The organism is Mesorhizobium sp. M0340, assembly GCF_040321535.1.
GTDB lineage: Bacteria > Pseudomonadota > Alphaproteobacteria > Rhizobiales > Rhizobiaceae > Mesorhizobium.
In genome coordinates this window covers 1-21217 of record NZ_JAMYRR010000015.1, presented here as the reverse complement: position 1 = coordinate 21217, position 21217 = coordinate 1, and the positions used below count along the sequence as shown (strand labels likewise).

General features: G+C 62.1%; 17 protein-coding genes and 1 pseudogene. 9 read left to right on the top strand and 9 right to left on the bottom strand.

The features are described 5' to 3' along the window. Nucleotides 1-94: 94 nt before the first annotated feature. The gene (locus NKI79_RS20915) at nucleotides 95-1255 is read right to left on the bottom strand and encodes an MFS transporter (protein WP_352803979.1); all 1161 of its coding nucleotides are present in this window, start codon (nucleotides 1253-1255) and stop codon (nucleotides 95-97) included. 210 nt (nucleotides 1256-1465) lie between these two features. Between NKI79_RS20915 and NKI79_RS20910 the strand changes: the two genes are divergently transcribed. The 5 genes from NKI79_RS20910 to NKI79_RS20890 all read left to right on the top strand — a co-directional run bounded on the left by NKI79_RS20910 (nucleotide 1466) and on the right by NKI79_RS20890 (nucleotide 9241). Beyond that, nucleotides 1466-3043 (top strand): trimethylamine methyltransferase family protein, encoded by a 1578-nt coding sequence (locus NKI79_RS20910; protein WP_352646889.1) that lies wholly within the window; start codon nucleotides 1466-1468, stop codon nucleotides 3041-3043. Between the two features lie 134 nt (nucleotides 3044-3177). Continuing rightward, nucleotides 3178-3660: an endonuclease domain-containing protein gene (locus NKI79_RS20905; RefSeq protein ID WP_352646891.1), complete on the top strand. Its 483-nt coding sequence runs from the start codon at nucleotides 3178-3180 to the stop codon at nucleotides 3658-3660. Next, complete coding sequence (locus NKI79_RS20900; RefSeq protein WP_352803977.1) at nucleotides 3660-6233, top strand: GcvT family protein; 2574 nt, start codon at nucleotides 3660-3662, stop codon at nucleotides 6231-6233. The genes NKI79_RS20905 and NKI79_RS20900 overlap by 1 nt, the downstream gene beginning before the upstream one ends. Nucleotides 6234-6321: 88 nt before the next feature. Next, nucleotides 6322-7899 carry an ArnT family glycosyltransferase gene (locus NKI79_RS20895; RefSeq protein WP_352803974.1) on the top strand — a complete coding sequence of 526 codons (1578 nt, stop codon included), beginning with the start codon at nucleotides 6322-6324 and terminating at the stop codon, nucleotides 7897-7899. A 25-nt stretch (nucleotides 7900-7924) separates the two neighbouring features. After that, on the top strand, nucleotides 7925-9241 hold the full coding sequence (locus NKI79_RS20890) for a M24 family metallopeptidase (protein ID WP_352647054.1): 1317 nt from the start codon (nucleotides 7925-7927) through the stop codon (nucleotides 9239-9241). Between the two features lie 121 nt (nucleotides 9242-9362). Here NKI79_RS20890 and NKI79_RS20885 read toward each other — a convergent pair whose 3' ends face one another. Beyond that, nucleotides 9363-10163, bottom strand: a complete 801-nt coding sequence (locus NKI79_RS20885) for a phosphate/phosphite/phosphonate ABC transporter substrate-binding protein (protein ID WP_352646897.1) — start codon at nucleotides 10161-10163, stop codon at nucleotides 9363-9365. An 84-nt stretch (nucleotides 10164-10247) separates the two neighbouring features. After that, nucleotides 10248-11258 carry a fatty acid desaturase gene (locus tag NKI79_RS20880; RefSeq protein ID WP_352737204.1) on the bottom strand — a complete coding sequence of 337 codons (1011 nt, stop codon included), beginning with the start codon at nucleotides 11256-11258 and terminating at the stop codon, nucleotides 10248-10250. 228 nt (nucleotides 11259-11486) lie between these two features. Here NKI79_RS20880 and NKI79_RS20875 point away from each other — a divergent pair, with 228 nt between their 5' ends. Continuing rightward, entirely contained in the window at nucleotides 11487-12329 is an 843-nt protein-coding gene (locus NKI79_RS20875; protein ID WP_352803971.1) for a helix-turn-helix domain-containing protein, read from the top strand. 87 nt (nucleotides 12330-12416) lie between these two features. Further along, a complete protein-coding gene (gene bmt, locus NKI79_RS20870) occupies nucleotides 12417-13433 on the top strand; it encodes a betaine--homocysteine S-methyltransferase (RefSeq protein ID WP_352803968.1) in 1017 nt (338 codons plus the stop codon). A 150-nt stretch (nucleotides 13434-13583) separates the two neighbouring features. Here the strand turns inward: bmt and NKI79_RS20865 are convergent, their stop codons facing one another. From NKI79_RS20865 to NKI79_RS20845, 5 genes and pseudogenes are all read right to left on the bottom strand, one after another. Then, entirely contained in the window at nucleotides 13584-15704 is a 2121-nt protein-coding gene (locus NKI79_RS20865; RefSeq protein ID WP_352803965.1) for a vWA domain-containing protein, read from the bottom strand. A 2-nt stretch (nucleotides 15705-15706) separates the two neighbouring features. Then, entirely contained in the window at nucleotides 15707-16267 is a 561-nt protein-coding gene (locus NKI79_RS20860) for an RNA polymerase sigma factor (protein WP_352803963.1), read from the bottom strand. A 130-nt stretch (nucleotides 16268-16397) separates the two neighbouring features. Further along, a pseudogene (locus NKI79_RS20855) lies at nucleotides 16398-16742 on the bottom strand (dienelactone hydrolase family protein); the annotation flags it as partial. A gap of 86 nt (nucleotides 16743-16828) precedes the next feature. Then, nucleotides 16829-17518: a hypothetical protein gene (locus tag NKI79_RS20850; RefSeq protein ID WP_352803962.1), complete on the bottom strand. Its 690-nt coding sequence runs from the start codon at nucleotides 17516-17518 to the stop codon at nucleotides 16829-16831. Nucleotides 17519-17607: 89 nt separating this feature from the next. Beyond that, nucleotides 17608-19182, bottom strand: a complete 1575-nt coding sequence (locus NKI79_RS20845; protein WP_352477608.1) for a trimethylamine methyltransferase family protein — start codon at nucleotides 19180-19182, stop codon at nucleotides 17608-17610. Nucleotides 19183-19491: 309 nt separating this feature from the next. On the opposite strand from NKI79_RS20845, the gene NKI79_RS20840 reads away from it, so the two are divergent. Beyond that, nucleotides 19492-20190, top strand: coding sequence for a cobalamin B12-binding domain-containing protein (locus NKI79_RS20840; protein ID WP_023676506.1), 699 nt, complete (start codon nucleotides 19492-19494; stop codon nucleotides 20188-20190). Between the two features lie 81 nt (nucleotides 20191-20271). Here NKI79_RS20840 and NKI79_RS20835 read toward each other — a convergent pair whose 3' ends face one another. Continuing rightward, nucleotides 20272-20412 carry an entericidin A/B family lipoprotein gene (locus NKI79_RS20835; protein ID WP_023676507.1) on the bottom strand — a complete coding sequence of 47 codons (141 nt, stop codon included), beginning with the start codon at nucleotides 20410-20412 and terminating at the stop codon, nucleotides 20272-20274. 64 nt (nucleotides 20413-20476) lie between these two features. On the opposite strand from NKI79_RS20835, the gene NKI79_RS20830 reads away from it, so the two are divergent. Next, complete coding sequence (locus tag NKI79_RS20830) at nucleotides 20477-21106, top strand: DUF1638 domain-containing protein (RefSeq protein WP_352803960.1); 630 nt, start codon at nucleotides 20477-20479, stop codon at nucleotides 21104-21106. The last annotated feature ends 111 nt before the right edge of the window (nucleotides 21107-21217 follow it).

Below are 21217 nucleotides of genomic sequence, written 5' to 3'. Positions count from 1 at the left end.
AGGTCTCCGGTTGAGTCGGGCGGCGGCATAGCCAAGATCGACATGGGGCCGCTTATATTCAAGTCGTTCGTCAGAAACGGCGGCTTTCTGGCATTCACGCCATCCGTCTTCGAATGACCGTTACAACTGCCAGCGCCAGGCAAATGGCACCGAGCGTCATTGGCAGGCCGCCGGCGCCAACAACATCCATGGCGCTGCCCGCCAGCGGCGGCACGGCGATGCCGCCGATGCCCCACATCAAAGAGAAGGCGGCATTGCCGGCGACCAGTGCCGAGCCGGTGAACCGCTCGCCGAGCTCGATGATCGACATCGTGTAGATACCGTACGAAATCGCACCCCAGACGAAGACGCACGGCCAGATCAGCGGCGTCTCGATGAAAACCGGCAGCAGCGCGCATCCCAGCACCGTCATCGAAACACAGATGAACCGCACCAGCCGCGCCGTCAGTCGTTCCGCCAACAAGCCGAGCGGCACCTGCATAGCGATATTGCCGGCGATCATCACTGACAGCAGCGCCGACATGTGCGCTTCCGCAATGCCATAATGTGTTCCGTAGACCGGCAGCAAGGCGAGCACCGCCTGTTCGAAACCGGCGGCCACAATCACCGCCGACAACAGCAGCCACGCCTGCGGCACGAACCCCAGCACCGAAACCCGGTGCCCGCTCTCGTCGACCTTGGGCAGCCGTGCCAGCACCGAGGCGAGGCAGGCGCCGCAAAACAGGAATGCGCCGATGCCGACCAGAAACGGCGGCCATCCCACGGTGCCGACCGCAAGCAGGCACAGCGGCCCCGCCGCAAAGCCCGCCGAAATGATGGTCGAATAGATGCCCATGACGCGGCCGCGGCGTGCCGGCGGCGCCAGTGCGATCACCCAGACTTCGCTCAGCACGTAGAGCGGGTTGGTGACGGCGCCGATCAAAAAGCGCAGCGGAAACCACAGATAGACGTTTTGGGTCCAGCCGATCAGCGCCAGCACCAGCGCGGAAAGTGCCGCGCAAGTAAGCGCGGTGCGCCCTGCCCCGAAACGCCGCGCCAGCGCCGGAACCAGCGGCGACGAGACGATGAAGCCGATCGGCGTCATTGCCGCCGACAGGCCGATTATGGCCGGCGAGACACCCTGGCGCTGCAGGATGAAGCTCAACAGCGGATAGCTCAGCCCTTGCGCGATGGCGAACACCGAGACGGTGGCGATCACGCCGGTGATCGCCGCCCATTGCCCTATTTCGCCGCTGCTTTGTACCGCCCGGTCCATGATGCAGGATTAGCGTTTCGGTTCCGTCGCGGTAAGCACCGGCAAGGAAAACCGCTTGCGCCAGCCGGAACGCGATCAAGAGGCTGGCGATCCAGCCGGCTGCCCCCAGGGCATGTCGCTTCCCTCGCCCTAGTGGTCGCCGCCTCCGCAATGGCCGGACGGCCGGCGGTCCATTATGCCGCCGCATTGCCGCAGCGTACGAGGACTCTTATGACCGCCGCCCTTCAGCCCGCCGAACCGGCACTGGCAAACGACCGCGCCCGTCGCGGCGGCCGCGCGGGGAAGCGTGCCGGCGGATCGACGACGTTTGAGCAGCCGCCGTTTCGGCAGTTGAAGAACCCGCTGACGCCGACCCGGCTGGTTTCCGACGACGAGCTGGAATCAATTCACCTCGCCTCTCTGCGCGTGCTGCGGGAAATCGGAGTCGACGTGCTGCATGACGAAGCCCGGCGCATCATGAAGGCGCATGGCGCCGATGTCCGCGAAGGCAGCGAGCGGGTGCGCTTCGACAGCGACATGATCCTGGAACTGGTAGCGCACTGCCCGCCGGAATTCACCATCCACGCCCGCAACCCGACGCACAATGTGCGCTTCGGCGGCGATAATCTGATCATCTCGATGATGGCGTCGGCACCCAATTGCTCAGACGTCGACCGCGGCCGCCGGCCAGGCAACCAGCAGGACTACCGCAACTTCCTCAAGCTTGCGCAGATGCACAACATATTGAACTGCACGGGCGGGTACCCGGTCGAGCCGATCGACATCCATCCGTCCGTGCGCCACCTCGAATGCATCCGTGACCTCGCCACGCTGACCGACAAGATGTTCCACATCTATTCGCTCGGTAAGGAGCGCAACGTCGACGGCATCGAGATCACCAGGATCGCGCGCGGCATCAGCCATGAGCAGTTGCTCGCAGAGCCGTCGGTATTCACCATCATCAACACCAATTCGCCGCTCAAGCTCGACGTGCCGATGATGGAAGGTATCATCCAGATGTCGAGCAAGGGCCAGGTGGTCATCGTGACGCCCTTCACCCTGTCCGGCGCCATGGCGCCGGTGACGATTGCCGGCGCGCTGGTGCAACAGAATGCCGAGGCGCTGTCCGGCATCGCCTTTGCGCAGATGGTGCGCAAGGGCGCGCCTGTCGGCTACGGCGGCTTCACCTCGAATGTCGATATGAAGTCCGGCGCGCCGGCCTTCGGCACGCCGGAATATATGAAGGCGCAGCTGGTCGGCGGGCAGCTCGCCCGCCGCTACAACATCCCCTACCGCACCTCCAACACCTGCGCCGCTAACACGGTCGACGCTCAAGCCGCCTATGAAAGCGTGTTCTCGCTGTGGGGCGCCATCCAAGGTGGCGGCAATCTGATGATGCATGCGGCCGGCTGGCTCGAAGGCGGCCTGCGCTGCTCCTACGAAAAGACCATCCTCGATATAGACCTGTTGCAGATGGTCGCCGAGTTCCTGACGCCGCTCGATCTTTCCGACGAAGCGCTCGGTTTCGATGCCATCCAGTCGGTCGGCCCCGGCGGCCATTTCTTCGGCACCCAGCACACGCAGGACCGCTACAAGACCGCGTTTTACGCGCCAATCATTTCGGACTGGCGCAATTTCGAGAGTTGGGCGGAGGCGGGATCGCCGACGGCGCTCGAAAAAGCCAATCGCGTGTGGAAGGAACGGCTGGCGTCCTATGAAGAGCCCTATATGGACCCGGCAATTCGCGAGGAGCTCAACGCTTTCGTCGACAAGCGCCGGGCCGAAGGCGGCGCACCGACCGATTTCTGATCATTGGTTTGATGAACAGTCGACCCCCGCTCCGTCGAGCTTCGCTCGACACCTCTCCCCCGATCGACGGGGTAGAGGAAGGGCGCGACCTTATTCCAGCCAGCCCCCTTCCTCTCCCTCCGGAGGGGGGAGAGGTGGCGCTGCGAAGCAGCGACGGAGTGGGGGAAGCCGTTCATGAAACGCGTAGTCGCCGCAAAATAGGTACAACCGAGCGAGCACGAAAACTTAGGCAAGCAGGCAATCAGGCGGAAGCACTGCTCTGGCTTGAATTAAAGGCGCGCAAGCTTGGCGGCTATCGCTTTACGCGTCAGTTCTCCATCGGCGCCTTTTTTGCAGACTTCGTCTGCCGCGAAAAATGGCTTGTTGTTGAAATCGACGGACAACAGCACGCCGACAGTTCATATGACCGCCGCCGCGATGATTTCATGCGCGCCCAAGGCTATTCGATCCTGCGTCTTTGGAACCATGACGTCCTGAAACATCGTACTTCCGTCTGTGAAACCATTCTTGCCGCGCTTGATGGCAGGCTGGCCGAAAACATCGCCGTATTCGACCTCCGCTTTGTTTTCGCGCCCCGCTCACTCGATTCAATCTCTTCAAAAACGGAATTATCTTAATGAAATCTCATGCAAAAGCGGTTGTCATCGGCGGCGGGGTCGTTGGCTGCTCGGTGCTCTATCATCTGGCCAAAGCTGGCTGGACCGACATCCTGCTGATCGAGCGTTCGGAGCTCACCTCCGGCTCGTCCTGGCATGCGGCGGGCGGCTTCCATACGCTGAACGGCGATCCCAACGTCGCCAAGCTGCAGGCCTATACGGTGCAGCTTTACAAGGAGATCGAGGAGATTTCCGGCCAATCCTGCTCGCTGCACCTGACCGGCGGCGTGATGATGGCCGATACGCCCGAGCGCATGGACTTCCTGCGGCTCGCCCACGCCAAGGGCCGCTATCTCGGCATGGACACAGAACTGATCACGCCGTCCGAGGCGAAGGCGATGTTCCCGCTGATGGACGAGACGAATTTCGTCGGCGCCATGTGGGATCCGGTCGAGGGCCACCTCGATCCTTCCGGCACCACCCACGCCTATGCCAAGGCCGCCAGGAAGCTGGGCGCCGAGATCGTGCTGCGCAACCGCGTCGTCGAACTGACGCAGGAGGTCGACGGCACCTGGAACGTCGTCACCGAGCAAGGCACGGTCAAAGCCGAGCATGTCGTCAACTGCGGCGGCCTGTGGGCGCGTGAGATCGGTCGCATGGTCGGCGTCGAACTGCCGGTGCTGGCCATGGAGCACATGTATCTCCTGACCGAGCCGATGCCGGAGGTCGAGGAATTCAACAAGTCGACCGGCCGCGAGATGATCGGCGTGCTCGATTTCAAGGGCGAGATCTATACCCGCCAGGAGCGCAACGGCATCCTGCTCGGTACCTATGAAAAGGCCTGCAAGCCGTGGTCGCCGGTCAACACGCCGTGGGATTTCGGCCACGAGCTGCTGCAGCCCGACATCGACCGCATCGCGCCGTCGCTTGAGATCGGCTTCAAGCATTTCCCCGGCATCGAGAAGGCCGGCATCAAGCAGATCATCAATGGTCCCTTCACCTTCGCGCTGGACGGCAACCCGCTGGTCGGCCCGGTGCAGGGCCTGACCAATTTCTGGTGCGCCTGCGCCGTCATGGCCGGCTTCAGCCAGGGTGGCGGCGTCGGCCTGGCGCTGTCCAACTGGATGGTCCATGGCGACCCCGGCTTCGACGTCTGGGGCATGGACGTGGCCCGCTTCGGCGAATGGGCAACGCTGCGCTACACCAACGCAAAGGTGCGCGAAAACTATTCGCGCCGTTTCTCCATCCGCTTTCCCAACGAGGAATTGCCGGCGGCAAGACCGGCGCAGACGACCCCGCTTTACGACACCATGCTCGCCAACAACGCCGTCATGGGCGACAGCTGGGGTCTCGAAACCCCGCTCTGGTTCGCGCCGAAAGGCTCGGAGCCGAAGGACGTCGTGTCCTTCCACCGCTCCAATGATTTCGGCCCGATCGGCGAGGAGGTGCGCGCCACCCGCGAGAAGGTCGGCGTCACCGAGATCGCCAACTTTGCCAAATACGAAGTCTCCGGACCAGGGGCCGAGGACTTCCTCAACCGGCTGATGACCAATCGCATGCCAAGGACCGGCCGCATCGTGCTGATGCCGATGCTGAACGAGTTCGGCCGGCTGATCGGCGACTTCACCATCGCCAAGGCGGGCGAAGAACGCTTCATGATCTGGGGTTCTTCGGCAGCGCAGAAATACCACATGCGCTGGTTCGAGAAGCATCTGCCGAAGGATGGAAGCATCCGCATCCACCGCTTCGACCAGACGCTGGTCGGGTTGTCGATCGCCGGGCCGAAATCGCGTGACCTGCTGCAGAAACTGGTCGATGTCGACATCTCGACCAAGGCCTTCCGCTTCATGGATTTCCGCGAGATGGCGGTCGGCGGCGCGCCCTGCATGGTCAACCGCATCACCTACACCGGCGACCTCGGCTATGAGATCTGGATGGCGCCCGCCTACCAGCGCCTGGTCTACAAGGCGATCAAGGAGGCTGGCGAAGAGTTTGGCCTTATCGATTTCGGCATGCGGGCTTTGCTCTCGATGCGCCTTGAGAAGAACTTCCCGACCTGGTTCCGCGAGCTACGTCCGATCTACGGACCATTCGAAGGCTCGATGGACCGCTTCATCAAGCTGGAGAAGAACGATTTCATCGGCCGGGAGGCGGCAGCCAGGGAACAGGCGGCAGGGCCGAAGCTGCGCCGCGTTTCCTTCATCGTCGATGCCGCGGATGCCGACGTCATGGGCGACGAGCCGATCTGGGCCAAAGTCGGCGGCAAGGATTACGGCACCGTGGAAAAGCCGCATGGCTACGGTGCACCGCGCTTCGACGCGGGCGGCAAGGAAGTGCGCGGCTCGAACGCCGCCGAAGGCGCGTCTGCCGTGCGCGGCATTGTCGACGGCGACTGGCGCGTGGTCGGCTGGATCACCTCCGGCGGCTATGCGCATTATGTCGAGAAGTCGATGGCGCAAGGCTATGTACCGGCAGCGCTTGCCGAGAACGAGAGCGCCGGCCTGTTCGAGATCGAAATCCTTGGCCACCGGCGTCCCGCACGCATCAATGTCGAACCGCCGTTCGATCCGAGCGGCGAAAAGATGAGGACGTAGGCGCAGCCAGCCGGTCGCATTGTGCGGAGCATGCTCTTCATGCTAGCGCAGCCGGCAACACTCTGCTGGCAAGGGCGATGAGATTTCATTGAAGTACAATCTGAGATGGGCCGAGTGGCTGGCCGAGGGACGGATCGGCCCGTTCCCGGCGGCGATTGTCATGGTCGCGGCTTACTTCGCCTTGCAGACCATCATACTGTCCCTGTTGAGCTCTTGGGCGGGAACCGGCGTCGGCATCGATGATGCGGAGCAGCTGATCTATATACCGTATCTCTGGGCTGGATATGGCGGCTCGCAACCACCCCTCTACACCTGGATCAACTGGCTGGCCGCGCATGTTTTCGGCACCAGTATCTTCACGCTGAAGCTCGTCAAATACTCCGTGCTGTTCCTCGCCGCCTGCAGCGTGTTCGCCGCCATGCGGCGGTTCGGCTACACCAAAGCGACAGCGGCGGCGGCCATGTTCGGTCTGTTTACGATCCCGCAGATCGTCTGGGAATCGCAGCGCGCCTTGTCGCATTCCGTCGCCGTCGTCGCCTTCTGCTCGCTGCTCCTGCTTGCCATGGCCTATCTTCTCGAACGGCGGAGCATGGTCGCCTATGCGGCGTTTGGCTTGGCCACGGCGGCTGCAATTCTTGCCAAATATAATGATGTCTTTCTCGTGATAGCCCTTGTTGCGGCAGTGCTGTCGCTGCGCGAATGGCGCAGCGTAATCCTCGATCCGAAGTTCGCCATCAGCATAGCGGTCGCGATATTGGTGCTGGCGCCAACCACCTATTGGAGCCTCATGCATCCCGCCGATTTATTGTCGAGAGGCGAGAAGTTCGGAATAGACTCGCAACGAGGGCGCATGGCGGCGGCCTTTGTCGGTGCCCGCAAGTTTATCATGGGGACCTTCAATTTCGCGGTCTTGCCGGTGCTCGTCTCCGCGCTGGCTTTCGGGCTGGCCGGGTTTCGTTTCTCCGAGTGGCACCCGAAAGGTCCGGCTCGGGAAATTCTGTTGAGGCGTACCTTGGCGCTCGGCTTGGCCATGCTTGCGATACTTGTACTGGCCACCGGCGTGACGGTGGTCAAGGATCGCTGGCTGCTACCGGTCCTGTTCATGTTGCCGCCGGCCATCGTCGCCACTATGGAACGGCTGACGCCGCGCGGCAGGAATGCGCAGCTCCTGGTAATCGCGGCTGGAGCGATCATCGCCGTGCTCCTCGCGCCCGCCACCTGGTACGTCCAGATAAACGGGACCAGTGGTCTGTCGCGGATGATCCGCGTGGATTACCCGGCCCTCTATCGCCAACTGACTGCGGACGGACCGGTCAAAACCGCAATATCTGATGGTGCATGGGTCGGAAACCTGCGGCTGGTCGACGAAAAACTGGTCGCACTTGACCAGGAAGTGCCTAATTTCGAAATGCTGATGCAGGAGCCGGCCGTACTCGTCTGGCTTGACCGCGACGATCCGCGTCCGGTCATTTTGGAGCAGCTCAAAGCGGCCGGCTATGAGCCGGACGGCCAGCCGCGGCAAATGATGGTTCCGCTGTTGCGTGGCACCGGCAAGTCCACCCGGCCCGGCGCCTATGTAAGATTGAAGAGAATGGCGGTGGGAGGAGCCACGGCGCCAAAAGAAGGCGTTAGCGGAGGAGCCGAGGGTGGACAGGAACCCGACTGACCGGCCCCGTCATCACCGCAAGATCATGCCGTTCGAGCCGGACGGCTCGAACGATGTGCTGCGCAAAAAATCGCGGCTGAAGGCCGCTGAACTCAACCAGCATGCGCTGGGCTATGGAGCGCTGGCGGAAACCGAATGGCAGGCGGCGGGAATTGCTGCTCCTGACCTGCCCGCCATGCGCCGATACCGGCTCGAGCGCATCCGCGCCGAGCTGAAGCGCCGCGACTATGCGGGAGCCTTGCTCTACGATCCGGTCAACATCCGCTATGCGACGGATGCGACCAACATGCAGCTCTGGGTCGCACACAATCGGACCAGGCATTGTTTCGTCGCCACCGATGGCCCGGTGGTGCTGTTCGACTATTTCTCCTGCGAGCATCTTTCCGATCATTCCGGCGTCGTCGACGAGGTGCGGCCGGCGGTGTCGTGGGCTTACCTGTACAGCGGCGAGCTGACCGGTCAAAAAGTCCGCCGCTGGGCAGCCGGCATCGCCGAGCTGGTATTGGAACATGGCGGCGGCAATCGCCGCATCGCCGTCGACCACATTAATCCCGAGGGCATCGAAGAGCTCGCCCGTCTCGGCATTTCGACCGGCAATGGCGAAGGGGTGATGGAAAATGCGCGGCTGATCAAATCGCCCGACGAGATCCTTGCCATGCGCCGGGCGATCGTCGCTTGCGAGGCAGCGATGGGCGAGATGGAGCAGGCGCTAAGGCCTGGCATCTCGGAGAATGAATTGTGGGCCGAACTCCATCGTGGCAACATCGCGCGCGGCGGCGAATGGATCGAAACCCGGCTCCTGTCGTCGGGTCCGCGCACCAATCCGTGGTTCCAGGAGTGCTCGTCGCGGACGATCGAGGTCGGCGAGCTCGTCGCTTTCGATACCGACCTGATCGGTCCTTACGGCTTCTGCGCCGACCTTTCGCGCACTTGGCTTTGCGGTGACGCGCCGCCGTCGCAGGACCAGCGCGACCTGTTCCGCATCGCCGCCGACCAGATCGCCAACAACACGGAGCTGATGCGGCCGGGCGTATCGTTCCGCGACCTCGTCGAGCGCTCGTCAGTGCCGCCGGGGGACTGCTTCCCCGCCCGTTACGGGGTGCTCTATCACGGCGTCGGTCTTGCCGACGAATACCCGACTTTGCCGCATGCTAGCGACTGGACCGACGACACACCCGACGGAGTGCTCGAACCTGGCATGGTGCTGTGCGTCGAGAGCTATATCGGTCGGCTTGGCGGCTACGAAGGCGCCAAGATCGAGGAACAGATCCTGATCACCGAAACCGGCAACGAGAAGCTTTCGACCTACCCGCTCGACAATCGGCTGCTTGGCGGCTGCTAATGCATGTCCCACAAAAGCATGCCCTCGGGCTTGACCCGAGGGTGGGCAGCGGTTTTGCGATAACGACATGCATAAACAGGAATCTAAAGTGCTCGCATGAGGCCGACCGAACGCGACGCGGTTATGTGAGCGCTGCGATCGCCTCGCGCATCGTGGTGACGATCGTTTCCGGCGTTGTCCTGGCCGTGATGAACGGCAGGCCTTTGCGACGCCTTGTCCAGCCGACGACCGTCACCTTCTGCGCCGCAGGCTCGAAACGCTGCGCCAGCGCCCAACTCTCGCAGTCGATCGCCGCGACGTCGGCCCTGCCCTCGGCAACGGCAACGATCGAAGCACGGTGCCCACAGCTTTCGCTCAACGCGGAAAAGATGTCCAGACTCTCGCCCAATGCTTGCAGGTCGCGAGTTGGCGCGATGATGCCTGACATGGAATCCAGGCTGTTAAAGGTGAAACGCTGGCCGCGCAGCAGATCGAGCGGAATGACGGCACCGCCGTCGGCCGGCGACCTTGCCTGTGGTGCCTCGCCCGCTCTCATGATGATGGCGCTCGAATAGAGTTCGCCCTGTCCACCCTCGAAGGCGTCGTAACGCGGCTGACCGACGAGCTGGACACGTTGCGACAGGCCGAGTTCCATCGGTCCCCAACAGGTTTGCGCAAGGAGGAGCGCCGGGTGCAGCCAGAGCCGGTGAAAATCCAGCTCGTCCGGCGGCAATGTCGCCGGATCTGGCGCGACGGGTTTTCCCTGATCGTCTCGGATACCGCCAGGCACTGGAGGCAAATCGCCATTGCGGCGGATGATCGTCTCCGGCGCATCGATGCCTCTTTGTCTGAAAGTGTCGCGCAACCGCGCCCATTGCGCGTCGACCTCGTCCCGCGCTTCCGGCCAGTCATACATCGGCAAAGCCGCAATGAATTCGCTCATGTCGGGGATTTGACCGTTATGCGGGGAAATTGACAAGTTCAGGAAAGCGTCGTCCGCGCGGAACCGCCTGCAACAACGCAAGAATCACTCTTTCGGCGGCTCGGCGGGTACCGGTGCGCTGCCAAGCCCATTGAGGCTGCGTGCCCTGACACGCGGCTTGAATGCGCGTCCCGGTTCCGGCATGCGCCGCAGCACGGGGTGGACAACCGGCTCCTTCGCCTTGAAGGCATAGGCCTTGAGCAACGCGAAGTAGTTCGGATAGGCGTAGCCATTGTTCATCCGCAGCCACTCGTCGCGGCGGTCGCGAAACAGTTTCGGCAGCCTGTACCAGGCCACAGTCGGGCTCTTATGATGGACGAAATGTAGATTATTGTTGAGGAACAGGAAGGACAGCGGCGAGCGCTCGACGATGATCGTGCGGCCTTCCGGATGTTCCGACCATTGGTGCTCGGCGTAGGTGCGGATCGAAATCAGCGATTGTCCCAGCCATACCGGCACCAGAACGTAAAGCCACAATGGCATGCCGAAGCCGAACTGCACGATGGGCAGCACGATGGCGAGGCCGATAGCGTGCAGCAGCCAGGCCTTGCGGACGACCTTGTCGCCCGCGGCAACCTGCCTGGCGTCGTCGATGAAGAAGCCTATGCAGGACAGCCAAGGGCCCAGCACGAAACGGCCGAGCATTGTGTTGTTGATCTTCAGCAGGAATTTCATCGCCGACGGCAGGCCCTCGTGCTGCCAGAGCGCCTTGTAATAGCTTTCGGGATCGTCGAGCGGATCGGTCAGGCGCTCGTCTGCATGGTGGCGCAGGTGAATGGTCTTGAACCGGCGAAACGGCCAGACAAGGCCAATCGGCAGGAACACAAACGCTTCGTTGAGCCGCGCGTTCCGGGTTGGGTGGCCGTGCAGGACCTCGTGCATCAGCGAGGATTGCAGCGTCGCAATCAGGGTCAGAAAGGCGAGCGCCAGCAGCGGGTAGGATGGCCAGAGCAGAAAGCCGGCAGCGAGCCAGCCGCCGTAGCAGAGAAGTGCGAGAAATACGGTCGGCCATTCGATGGCTGCTGCGCCGTGTCGCCTATTGCCCATGCTCGTCATGCTATCGACCACTGCCTTCCAGTCGCCGGAACCCGTTTGATTCCTGACAGCATTGTGTCAGGAGTGTTGCATCGGGGCAACGCGATAAAGCGCACAAACTGTTGCGATTGCGCATTTTCAGCTGCATATGTTATCTGTTGTAAACAAGCTCGTAGATTCGTTTGCGCTCGAAACGCCATATAGACGGCTTCGGCGCAAATTTTTGCTCACCTCAGGGAGAGTAGAGATTTGGACAAACGCGACCTGTCGACGATCTTTCGCGAGCGCCTGAAAATGCTCTTGACAAGGTCCGATTTGAACCAATCAGCGTTCGCCGGTGCGGTTGGCATCGACCGTTCGGCACTGTCGCAGCTGCTCTCCGGCGGCTCGACCCGCCTTCCCCGTGCTGAAACGCTGCTTAACATCGCCGCCGAATTCAAAGTCTCGCTCGACTGGCTGCTCGGCCTCAGCCACGACGAGGGCGTCACCGGTGAAATCCGCGAGAGCCTTGAGATCGAGGAGGCGCCGGACGGCTTCGACCGCACGCTGCTGGCTCGCTGGCATGCCGAGGCGGCGGGAACGAAAATCCGCTACGTGCCGGCCGGCATTCCCGATCTTCTGCGCACCGAGGCGCTTGTCGACTATGAAGCCGTCATCGCCAACAAGAGCCGCGAGGCACAGGCCGGCGAAACGCAGTATCGCATCGACTACAACCGACGGCCCGAAACCGACATGGAAGTCTGTATGCCGCGCCACACGCTGGAGATCTTCGCGCGCGGGCTGGGCGTGTGGGACCGCTTTCCGGAGGCAGACCGCCACCAGCAACTCCTGCACATGGCGACACTGCTCGACGACCTCTATCCCACCTTCCGCCTGTTTCTCTATGACGGGCGGATGCGCTATTCGATCCCCTACACGATCTTCGGACCTTATCGCGCTGCCATTTACGTCGGCGACATGTATCTGGTGCTGAACGCCACGCAGCCGATCCGCATCCTGACCAGCCATTTCGACAATCTGATCCGTGCCGCGGACGTCAACGCGCATGAGGCGGCCAGCTTCACACGAAAGCTGGCGGGGATGCGATTTTGACCGGTTGTTTCCCGCACCGACATTGACGTCACATAAAGAATTCTTTATATCGTTATCTCAATAATTCTCCGGGAAGGCGTATCCACAATGACCAATCCGATCGACGCGCTGCTTGCCGAAAAGGGCGTCCTGCTCGCCGATGGCGCCACCGGCACCAATCTGTTCGCCATGGGCCTTGAGGCCGGCGAGGCTCCCGAGCTCTTGAACGAGACCGCTCCCGACACCATCACCAGCCTGCACCAAAACTTCGTCGATGCCGGCGCCGACATCATCCTGACCAACTCTTTTGGCGGCACCCGCCATCGGCTCAAGCTGCACCATGCGCAGGACCGGGTCTATGCGCTGAACAGGCGCGCCGCCGAGATCGCAAGCGCCGTTGCAAAAAAAGCCGGCCGCAAGGTGATCGTGGCCGGCTCCGTCGGCCCGACCGGCGAGCTGCTGGTGCCGCTCGGCGCCATGACCTATGACGAGGCGGTCGAGGCCTTTGCCGAGCAGATCGAGGGGCTGAAGGCCGGCGGCGCCGAAATCGCCTGGATCGAGACCATGTCGGCGCCGGACGAGATCCGTGCCGCCGCCGAAGCCGCCATACGCGTCGGCCTGCCTTATACCTATACCGGTTCCTTCGACACCGCCGGGCGTACCATGATGGGGTTGCTGCCAAAGGACATTCACGGCGTCGTCGATGGCCTGTCGCAGACGCCGCTCGGTGTCGGCGCCAATTGCGGCGTCGGCGCCTCCGACATTCTCGCTTCGCTGCTCGACATGACCGAGGCGAAGCCGGAAGCAACGGTGATCGTAAAGGGCAATTGCGGCATTCCCGAATTTCGCGGTGCCGAGATCTATTATTCGGGCACGCCCGAGCTGATGGCCGACTATGTGCGCCTAGCCGTCGATGCCGGCGCCAAGATCGTCGGCGGCTGCTGCGGTACCTCGTTCCAGCACCTTGCCGCCATGCGCAAGGCGCTCGATGCGCACACCAAGTCGGATCGCCCAACCGTCGAGCAGATCGTCGAACGCATCGGCCCTATGCGCAACAAGCAGGCGACGGTCAACGTCGCCGAGACTAGCGAAGCCCGCCGCGAGCGGCGCCGCGGACGCGCCTGACACTTTCGTCTGCGACGCGGTCCGCGCGAAGCAGTGCGGCCGCGGAAAAAAGGCCGGCAAGGTTTCCCTCGCCGGCCTGCCTCACCCGCCCGTAGGCCGGCTCCCCCTATCAGAACGATCCCATCTGAAAGAAACCGGCCCTCATTGCCACTACCGGTTACCGCCGAGCGCCGAGGCAAGGCGCACAAGCGAGAGGAACTCGGACCGGTATCCAAACGGGTCGGCTCCTCTGGCGGCGGTGGCAATCTGCATGATCTTGTCGTAGCCGAACTTCGCGGTCGCATCCTCGTCGCGCAGCTTCTGGCCGAAGGCAGCAACCGCAACGGAGAAACGCTGGTCGGTGCTGGCCTGGTCGAACGACGCCACTTCGTTGGCTGACGTTACTGGCGTGGTGATCAGCTTCGAAGTGTCCTCGTTCGGCAGCTTGTAGCGGATCTTGACGAAGGCATATTCGTCGGCATTGGCAACACCGCCATTGTTCACCGAGGCCTGGCCATAGCGCAGTTGATCAATCTGTTCGCCGCCGCTGCCCTTAGGCGTGATTTCGTAGATCGCTGTGACCGAATGGCCTGAGCCGATCTCGCCGGCGTCGACCCGGTCATTGTTGAAATCCTCGCGATTCAAGGCGCGGGTCTCGTAGCCGATCAGCCGGTACTCCGAAACCTTGTTCGGGTTGAACTCGACCTGGATCTTCACGTCCTTGGCGATGGTGAACAGTGTCGAGGAGGCATCCTCGACCAGTACCTTCGCGGCCTCCGCCAACGTATCGATATAGGCAGCGGTGCCATTGCCGTTCTGGGCGATGGTCTGCATCATCTGATCGTTCAGATTGTCGCGGCCGAAGCCGAACACCGACAGGAATACGCCTGTCTTGCGCTCCTTTTCGATCAGCCGCTTCAGATCGTCGTCGTCGGTCTGGCCGACATTGAAATCACCGTCGGTGGCGAGCATCACCCGATTGATGCCGTCCTTAACGAAGGATTTCTGCGCCAGCCGGTAGGCTTCCTTGATGCCGGCCTCGCCTGCCGTCGAGCCGCCGGATGTCAGATTATCGATGGCGGCGAGGATCTTGTCCTTTTCCGAAGCCTTGGTGGGCTCCAGCACGGTACCGGCATCGCCCGCATAGGTGACGATCGAGACGGTGTCGTCAGGTCGCAGCTTGTTTACCAGCAGTCGGAAGGCCGACTGCAGGAGCGGCAGCTTGTCCTGCTCGTTCATCGAGCCCGACACATCGATCAGGAAGACCAGATTGGCCTTGGGCTGCTCGGCCGGCTTCACGTCGAAGCCCTTGATGGCGACATGCATCAGCCTGGTGTGCTCGTTCCACGGCGTCGGCATCACGCTGACGGTCGAGTTGAACGGCGCCGAGGCGGAGTCCGGTCCCTTCCAGTCATAGGGGAAGTAGTTGACCATCTCCTCGACGCGCACCGTATCGGCTTGCGGAATAAAACCTTCCTTCAGCGAGCGCCGCACAAAGGAATAGGAAGCGGTGTCGACATCGATAGAGAACGTCGAGACCGGATCTTCCAGTGCGGCATGCACCGGGTTGGTCTTGAAATTCTCGACGCGGTCGCGGTTTTCCTCTTGCGGCAGCATCTGGTCGGCCGGCGCAGCGGCAGGCTGCTGTGCCATCAGCTTGGAATCGGCAACCGTGCCAGGCATGCGACCGACCCGCGCGCCGCCATCGACGGCCGGAGCCGCGGTGCTGGTGCCGCCATTCAGCACAAACTCGCCACTCTGCGCCGGTTCGGGAGCATTGCGGGTGAGCACGTCCTGCTGGGTCAACCCGCCGACTGCGGTCGATTCCGCTTTCGGCGGCGATGTCGGCGCCACAAGCGCCTCGCCGGCGTTACGGCTTTCGCTGTCGGCGTCCGCCTTCTTCTGCTTGTCTGCTTCGGCCACGACCGGCGGTTTGACGGTCGCCGGCTTGTCGGCCAGTGTCTCGGTGATCTTATCGTCCCCGCCGAATTCGGGCCCGCTGAATTTGGATTCCCCAAGCATGTACATGGCAGCGTATCCGGCGATCGGCAGGGCAACGAGCCCGGCGATGGCCGGCGTGGCGAAGAGTTTCTTTTGCATGATTTCGCTCCAGAGCCTTTGTGCTCGCTCTGTGAGACGAAGCCCGCTTGCCGATCCTTGGGCGGCCGGTAAAGTTTTTTCTTCCATGTCATAGGCGCGCAGCGCGGCCTGGAGGGCACGCGCCTTTGCGTCCGCGTCCGGCGCCGGGGTCGCGATCTCGCGCAGTCTGTTGAGTTCGTTGTCGTCGACCATGGTCACACTTCCCCGGCTGAACGCATCAGCGTCTTCAGCCGTTTCTTCGCTTCATGGATGTGCCAGGAAACCGTCGTCTCCGAGATCGCCATCGCCTCGGCGGCGGCTGCATGGCTCAGCCCTTCGCCATAAACCAGCAGCACCGCATCGCGCTGCTTGTCCGGCAGCTTGCGCACCGCCACCCAGAGCGCCTCGGCCGGGTCCTCCGGCTCAGCCGAGATTTCCCCCGAAATCAGGACATAGGCGCCATAGGCATCGGTCTTGACCGTCTCGCGGGCGGTCTTGCGCATCATGTCGCGCGCCGCATTCAGCGTCATGGCGTAGAGCCATGTCGTGAAGGCGCCGCTGCCATGATAGTCGCGGATCGCCCGGCCAAGCCGGACGCAGACTTCCTGGGCGATATCCTCGGCGTCGGCCTTTTTCCCGCACCAGCGATAGGCGGCGCGATAGACGAAACCGTAGTGCCTTTCGAGCAACTTGCCGAAAGCACCCCGATCTCCGCCCTTCGCCCGCCCGATCAGTTCAGCGTCGGAGGCTTCGCTTTCGTCCAGCATCATCGCCATCATTGCCTGTTGGACGAAGGCTAATGGCTGTTCCTTGGGGCGATGGAAAGAATTTTCTGGCGCGCCGTCACGTCGTAACGGTTGGCGTGCCCTGACCGAGCGTCTCCGCGAACAGCGTCGTCAGCCGCTTTCATTGGCGCTCGGCGCCGGCTGCATCGAAGGCGCTGTGGTCCGGCACGCACCAGCCGTGCGCCATGCCGGCATAGTTCTCGATGACATGGTCTGCCTCGGCCGCGCGCAGCGCTTCGGCCAGCCGCGCGGCTTGCGCGGGCGGAAAGCTGCGATCAGTGCCGGCCGTACCGATATAAACCCTTGCCTTGAGCGAAGCGGCCTGCCGGTGCGGACTGTCGGCAGCGTCACCAGCCAGATTGCCGCCGTGGAAACTGGCCGCCGCGACGATGCGGCCGGGATAGCTGGCCGCTGCGTTCAGCGCCCGCGCTCCACCCATGCAGTAGCCGACAATGCCGACCGGCCCGACGTGCGATAGATACCGGCGGTGACCGTCGCCGCAAGCTGTAGTGAGGCGATCTGCTTCAAGATTTCGTGCGGCATTCGGCGACGCTACAGACGCGCGAATGCTGCCATGTGAAAGGCCTGAACTTCGGCCGGATAGCGATAGTCGGTGCCGTAAGGACAGGCGTTGCGATCAAGGCAGCCGCCGGTCCGGCAGGGCGCGCCGTTTTGCCCGCGCACATGGGCCAGACAGGTTTCATGTGCAAAACCATCCGCAGAATAAGCCTCTACCGGACAGGATTTCAGGCAAGGTTTTTCCAGACATGTATCGCAAAGGTGAATCATGTCGCGGGGTTCTTGGAGCGCAATTTCGTCTTCGAACAGCAGCGCGCCGCGATAGGCATGCCAGAGCCCATATTGCGGATGCATGAGAATGCCGAGCGGTGACGGCTTCAGCCCCTCCGCACGCATCGCCCATTGCTGGAATGGCAGATAAGGCCTGTCGGACGGCGACACCGCGCGCGCCCCGAATCTTCCGGCCACCGCGCCGATCACTTCGCGCGACCATCTGTCGAGCGGATCGTCGATCGGCTGTGACTGTTTCTCCAGCCAGCGCATGAAGTGCGGCCAAGGTGCGGCACCCGCCTGGCCCACCAGCAGGACGGATTTGGCGGTAGTGCCGGAGAGATCGGAAGGCGCCTTCTCAGCGCCTGCAAAATTGAAGCCGCAGCGAAGCACGAGACCGTGTGCGGAAAGTGCCGCCGCGATGGTTTCGACCATGCTGCGCTCGAGGATCATCCCTTCTTGTCCGGGTCGGAGAAGGCGCTCCGCCAGACTTCCTTGTGGATGATGTTGGCGACTTTAGCCCCGCCTGATTCGGGCTCCTTTCAGGTGAAGGCGTCGGCCATCGACGCCTTCTTCCTGGCAATGAAGTCCTTCAGCCCGTCGTCGATACCCGGATCGAGATGCGGCGCCTCGTAGCTCTCCAGCCAGCGGCGGGCGAGCTCGTTGGCGCGCTGCGGCGCGGTTTTTTCGCCTTCGGCCAGCCATTGCTCGTAAGAATTGTTGTCGGCGATGTTGGAGCGGTAGAACGCGGTCTGGAAATTGGCCTGGGTGTGGTCGCAGCCGAGATAGTGGCTGCCCGGGCCAACCTGGCGGATGGCGTCCATCGCCTGGCCGTTTTCCGACAGGTCGACGCCTTGGGAGAACTTCTGCGTCATGCCGAGCTGGTCGATATCCATCATGAACTTTTCGTAGCAGGAGGCGAGACCGCCCTCGAGCCAGCCGGCCGAATGCAGCACGAAATTGGTGCCGGCGAGGATCGTCGAGTTCAGCGTGTTGGCGCTCTCGTAGGCGGCCTGCGCATCGGGGATTTTTGAAGCACAGAGCGAACCGCCGGTGCGGAACGGCAGGCCGAGCCTGCGGGCAAGCTGTGCGGCGCCATACGAGACCAGCGACGGCTCCGGCGTGCCGAAAGTCGGCGCGCCCGACTGCATCGAGATCGACGAGGCGAAGGTGCCGAACAGAACCGGCGCACCCGGCCGGATCAGTTGTGTGAACGATGCACCGGCCAGAACCTCGGCCAAAACCTGTGTCAGCGTGCCGGCGACCGTCACCGGGCTCATCGCACCGGCAAGGATGAACGGCGTGACGATACAGGCCTGATTGTGGCGCGAATAGACCTTCAGCGCTCCCAGCATGGTCTCGTCGAAGACCATCGGCGAGTTGGCATTGATCAGGCTGGTCAGCACCGTGTTGTTCTCGACGAAATCGTCACCAAACACGATCTTGGCCATCGCCACCGTATCTTCGGCGCGCTCGGGCGCGGTCACCGAGCCCATGAACGGCTTGTCCGAATATTTGATATGGCTGTAGACCATATCGAGATGCCGTTTGTTGACCGGCACATCGACCGGCTCGCAAACCGTGCCGCCCGAATGGTGGATCGACGGCGCCATATAGGCGAGTTTTACGAAATTCCGGAAATCCTCGATCGTCGCATAGCGCCTGACGCCGTCGAGATCGCGCACGAAGGGCGGTCCATAGACTGGCGCGAACACTGTCGCGTTGCCGCCGATCTGCACCGAGCGCTCGCCGTTGCGAGCGTGCTGGGTGTAGACGGACGGAGCGGTCTTCAACAGCGAGCGGCAGAGGCCCTTGGGGAAATGCACCCGCTCGCCCTTGACGTCGGCGCCCGCCTCTTTCCAAAGCTTTAGCGCCTCGGCGTCGTCGCGGAAGATGATGCCGATCTCCTCCAGCACCGTGTCGGTGTTCTTTTCGATCAGCGCCAGCCCTTCCTCGTCCAGCACTTCATAGACGTTGATCTTGCGCTTGATATAGGTGAGCTGTGTGCCGGGGCCGCCGCCCGAACGTGCAGCCCGTCGGGCTGCGGCGCCACCGCTGGCAGCGCGTCCGCGCCGCGCGTTTGACGCTTCCTGATCGACCGGCGCGTTCTCACTCATAATCGTTCTTCCCTGGCTTTCGTTCTGGCCTTGATTTACTCCGGCCGGGCTCTTGTACCGGCCTGAAATCCGTTTGCGGCCGCATATTGCGGTCTCTGGCCGGATCGTAGCCATGCACCCTATTCGAAACGGCCCGCCAGCGCCAACGCCTGTCGCAAAATCGACAAGAATTCCAAGAGATTTACGGTCGCTTTCGTTTTGCGGGAAGTCGCAAATCAGCTATGGACAACCGGCCCATGCGGGTTAGGTATTGGCGCGATATTTTTAAGCTGCCGCGATAGTTGTAGCCGGCAAGGAGCCTGAGAAAAAATGGCCGACGACGAGATCATCCTTTCGGAACTCTCCGACGACGAGTTGGTGCAGCAGATGCACGACGATCTTTATGACGGGTTGAAGGAAGAAATCGAGGAAGGCACCAATATCCTTCTCGAGCGCGGCTGGGCGCCTTACAAGGTGTTGACCGAGGCTCTGGTCGAAGGCATGCGCATCGTCGGTGAGGACTTCCGCGATGGCATCCTGTTCGTTCCCGAAGTGCTGCTGTCGGCCAACGCGATGAAGGCCGGCATGTTCATCCTGCGTCCGCTGCTTGTCGCCACTGGCGCGCCAAAGCAGGGCAAGATGGTGATCGGCACCGTCAAGGGCGACATCCACGATATCGGCAAGAACCTGGTCGGCATGATGATGGAAGGCGCCGGCTTCGATGTCATTGACCTCGGTATCAATAATGCGGTCGAAAAATATCTCGATGCCATCGAAAAGCACCAGCCCGACATCATCGGCATGTCGGCGCTGCTGACGACGACCATGCCTTACATGAAGGTCGTCATCGATACGATGAAGGAAAAGGGCATTCGCGACGACTATGTTGTGCTGGTCGGCGGTGCGCCGCTCAACGAGGAATTCGGCAAAGCCGTCGGTGCCGACGCCTATTGCCGCGACGCCGCGGTGGCAGTCGAGACCGCCAAGGACTTCATGAAGCGCAAGCACAACGTCCGCGCTTCGGCCTGAGCCAATAAGTCCGGCACCAACGAGAAAAGCCGCGCCTTGCAGTGCGGCTTTTTTATTCCCAAATGTTTAGAGCCGTGCGGATCAGGGTTTCTTGACGGTATCGTCAACAGCCTTAGCAGTGGATTTGATGTCCTTACCGACGCCGCGCACCGTGTTGGCGCAGGCCGAAACAGCCAAGGCGCAGGCGAGAATAGCGATTGGCGCAACGCGGAACAATTTCATGAATGGTGTCTCCCTCAGCATATAAATTCGCTGGACAGCAACGAAGATGGATTAGACTGGTTCCATGACTACCGCGCGAAAACAACAATCCGATCAGGGCGACAGGCTGCTCGTCATCGCATGTGGGATGATTGCGCGCGAGGTTTTGGCGGTCAAGGAGCAGCTTGGGCTCGACCATCTCGACCTGACCTGCCTGCCAGCGGAGTTCCATTTCTATCCGGACCGCATCGCGCCGGCCATGGACAAGGCTATCGAGAAGGCCAAGACCGACGGCTACAGACACATTTTCGTCGGCTATGCCGATTGCGGCACGGGTGGCTTGCTCGATCGGGTCTGCGAGAAGCATGGCGTCGAGCGCATGGCCGGGCCGCATTGCTTTGCCTTCTACCAGGGCATGGATGCCTATGCGAAAGTCGCCGATGACGACATGATGTCGTTCTACATGACCGACTTCCTCTGCCGGCAATTCGATGCCTTCTTCATGAAGCCGCTCGGCCTCGACAAGCACCCGGAGCTGATCAAGGACTATTTCGGCAATTACGAGAAGCTGATCTATATCGCTCAGACCGACGACCCGGAACTCGACAAGGTCGCCGAAAAGGCGGCGAAAATGCTCGGCCTCGCCTATGAGCGCCGCTCGACCGGCTATGGCGACCTGACGAAGGAGCTGGCCAGCGCTGCAATCCTGGCTTGACGGTACTTCTAGCAGGCTGTTGAAAAAGTGGCTCGCAGCGAGGCTGTGAGCGTGATTCAGTGTCTTCGGAGAGATTCGGAGAGCGAGGCATGCGCGGCGGAGACGAACGGT

Coding starts and splice junctions, on each gene's coding strand:
- NKI79_RS20830 (WP_352803960.1), top strand. CDS start 20,477: ATGACTACCGCGCGAAAACAACAATCCGATCAGGGCGACAGGCTGCTC.
- NKI79_RS20880 (WP_352737204.1), bottom strand. CDS start 11,258: ATGACGAGCATGGGCAATAGGCGACACGGCGCAGCAGCCATCGAATGG.
- NKI79_RS20860 (WP_352803963.1), bottom strand. CDS start 16,267: ATGGCGATGATGCTGGACGAAAGCGAAGCCTCCGACGCTGAACTGATC.
- NKI79_RS20885 (WP_352646897.1), bottom strand. CDS start 10,163: ATGAGCGAATTCATTGCGGCTTTGCCGATGTATGACTGGCCGGAAGCG.
- NKI79_RS20835 (WP_023676507.1), bottom strand. CDS start 20,412: ATGAAATTGTTCCGCGTTGCGCCAATCGCTATTCTCGCCTGCGCCTTG.
- bmt (WP_352803968.1), top strand. CDS start 12,417: ATGACCAATCCGATCGACGCGCTGCTTGCCGAAAAGGGCGTCCTGCTC.
- NKI79_RS20850 (WP_352803962.1), bottom strand. CDS start 17,518: ATGATCCTCGAGCGCAGCATGGTCGAAACCATCGCGGCGGCACTTTCC.
- NKI79_RS20845 (WP_352477608.1), bottom strand. CDS start 19,182: ATGAGTGAGAACGCGCCGGTCGATCAGGAAGCGTCAAACGCGCGGCGC.
- NKI79_RS20890 (WP_352647054.1), top strand. CDS start 7,925: ATGCCGTTCGAGCCGGACGGCTCGAACGATGTGCTGCGCAAAAAATCG.
- NKI79_RS20915 (WP_352803979.1), bottom strand. CDS start 1,255: ATGGACCGGGCGGTACAAAGCAGCGGCGAAATAGGGCAATGGGCGGCG.
- NKI79_RS20900 (WP_352803977.1), top strand. CDS start 3,660: ATGAAATCTCATGCAAAAGCGGTTGTCATCGGCGGCGGGGTCGTTGGC.
- NKI79_RS20865 (WP_352803965.1), bottom strand. CDS start 15,704: ATGGTCGACGACAACGAACTCAACAGACTGCGCGAGATCGCGACCCCG.
- NKI79_RS20910 (WP_352646889.1), top strand. CDS start 1,466: ATGACCGCCGCCCTTCAGCCCGCCGAACCGGCACTGGCAAACGACCGC.
- NKI79_RS20840 (WP_023676506.1), top strand. CDS start 19,492: ATGGCCGACGACGAGATCATCCTTTCGGAACTCTCCGACGACGAGTTG.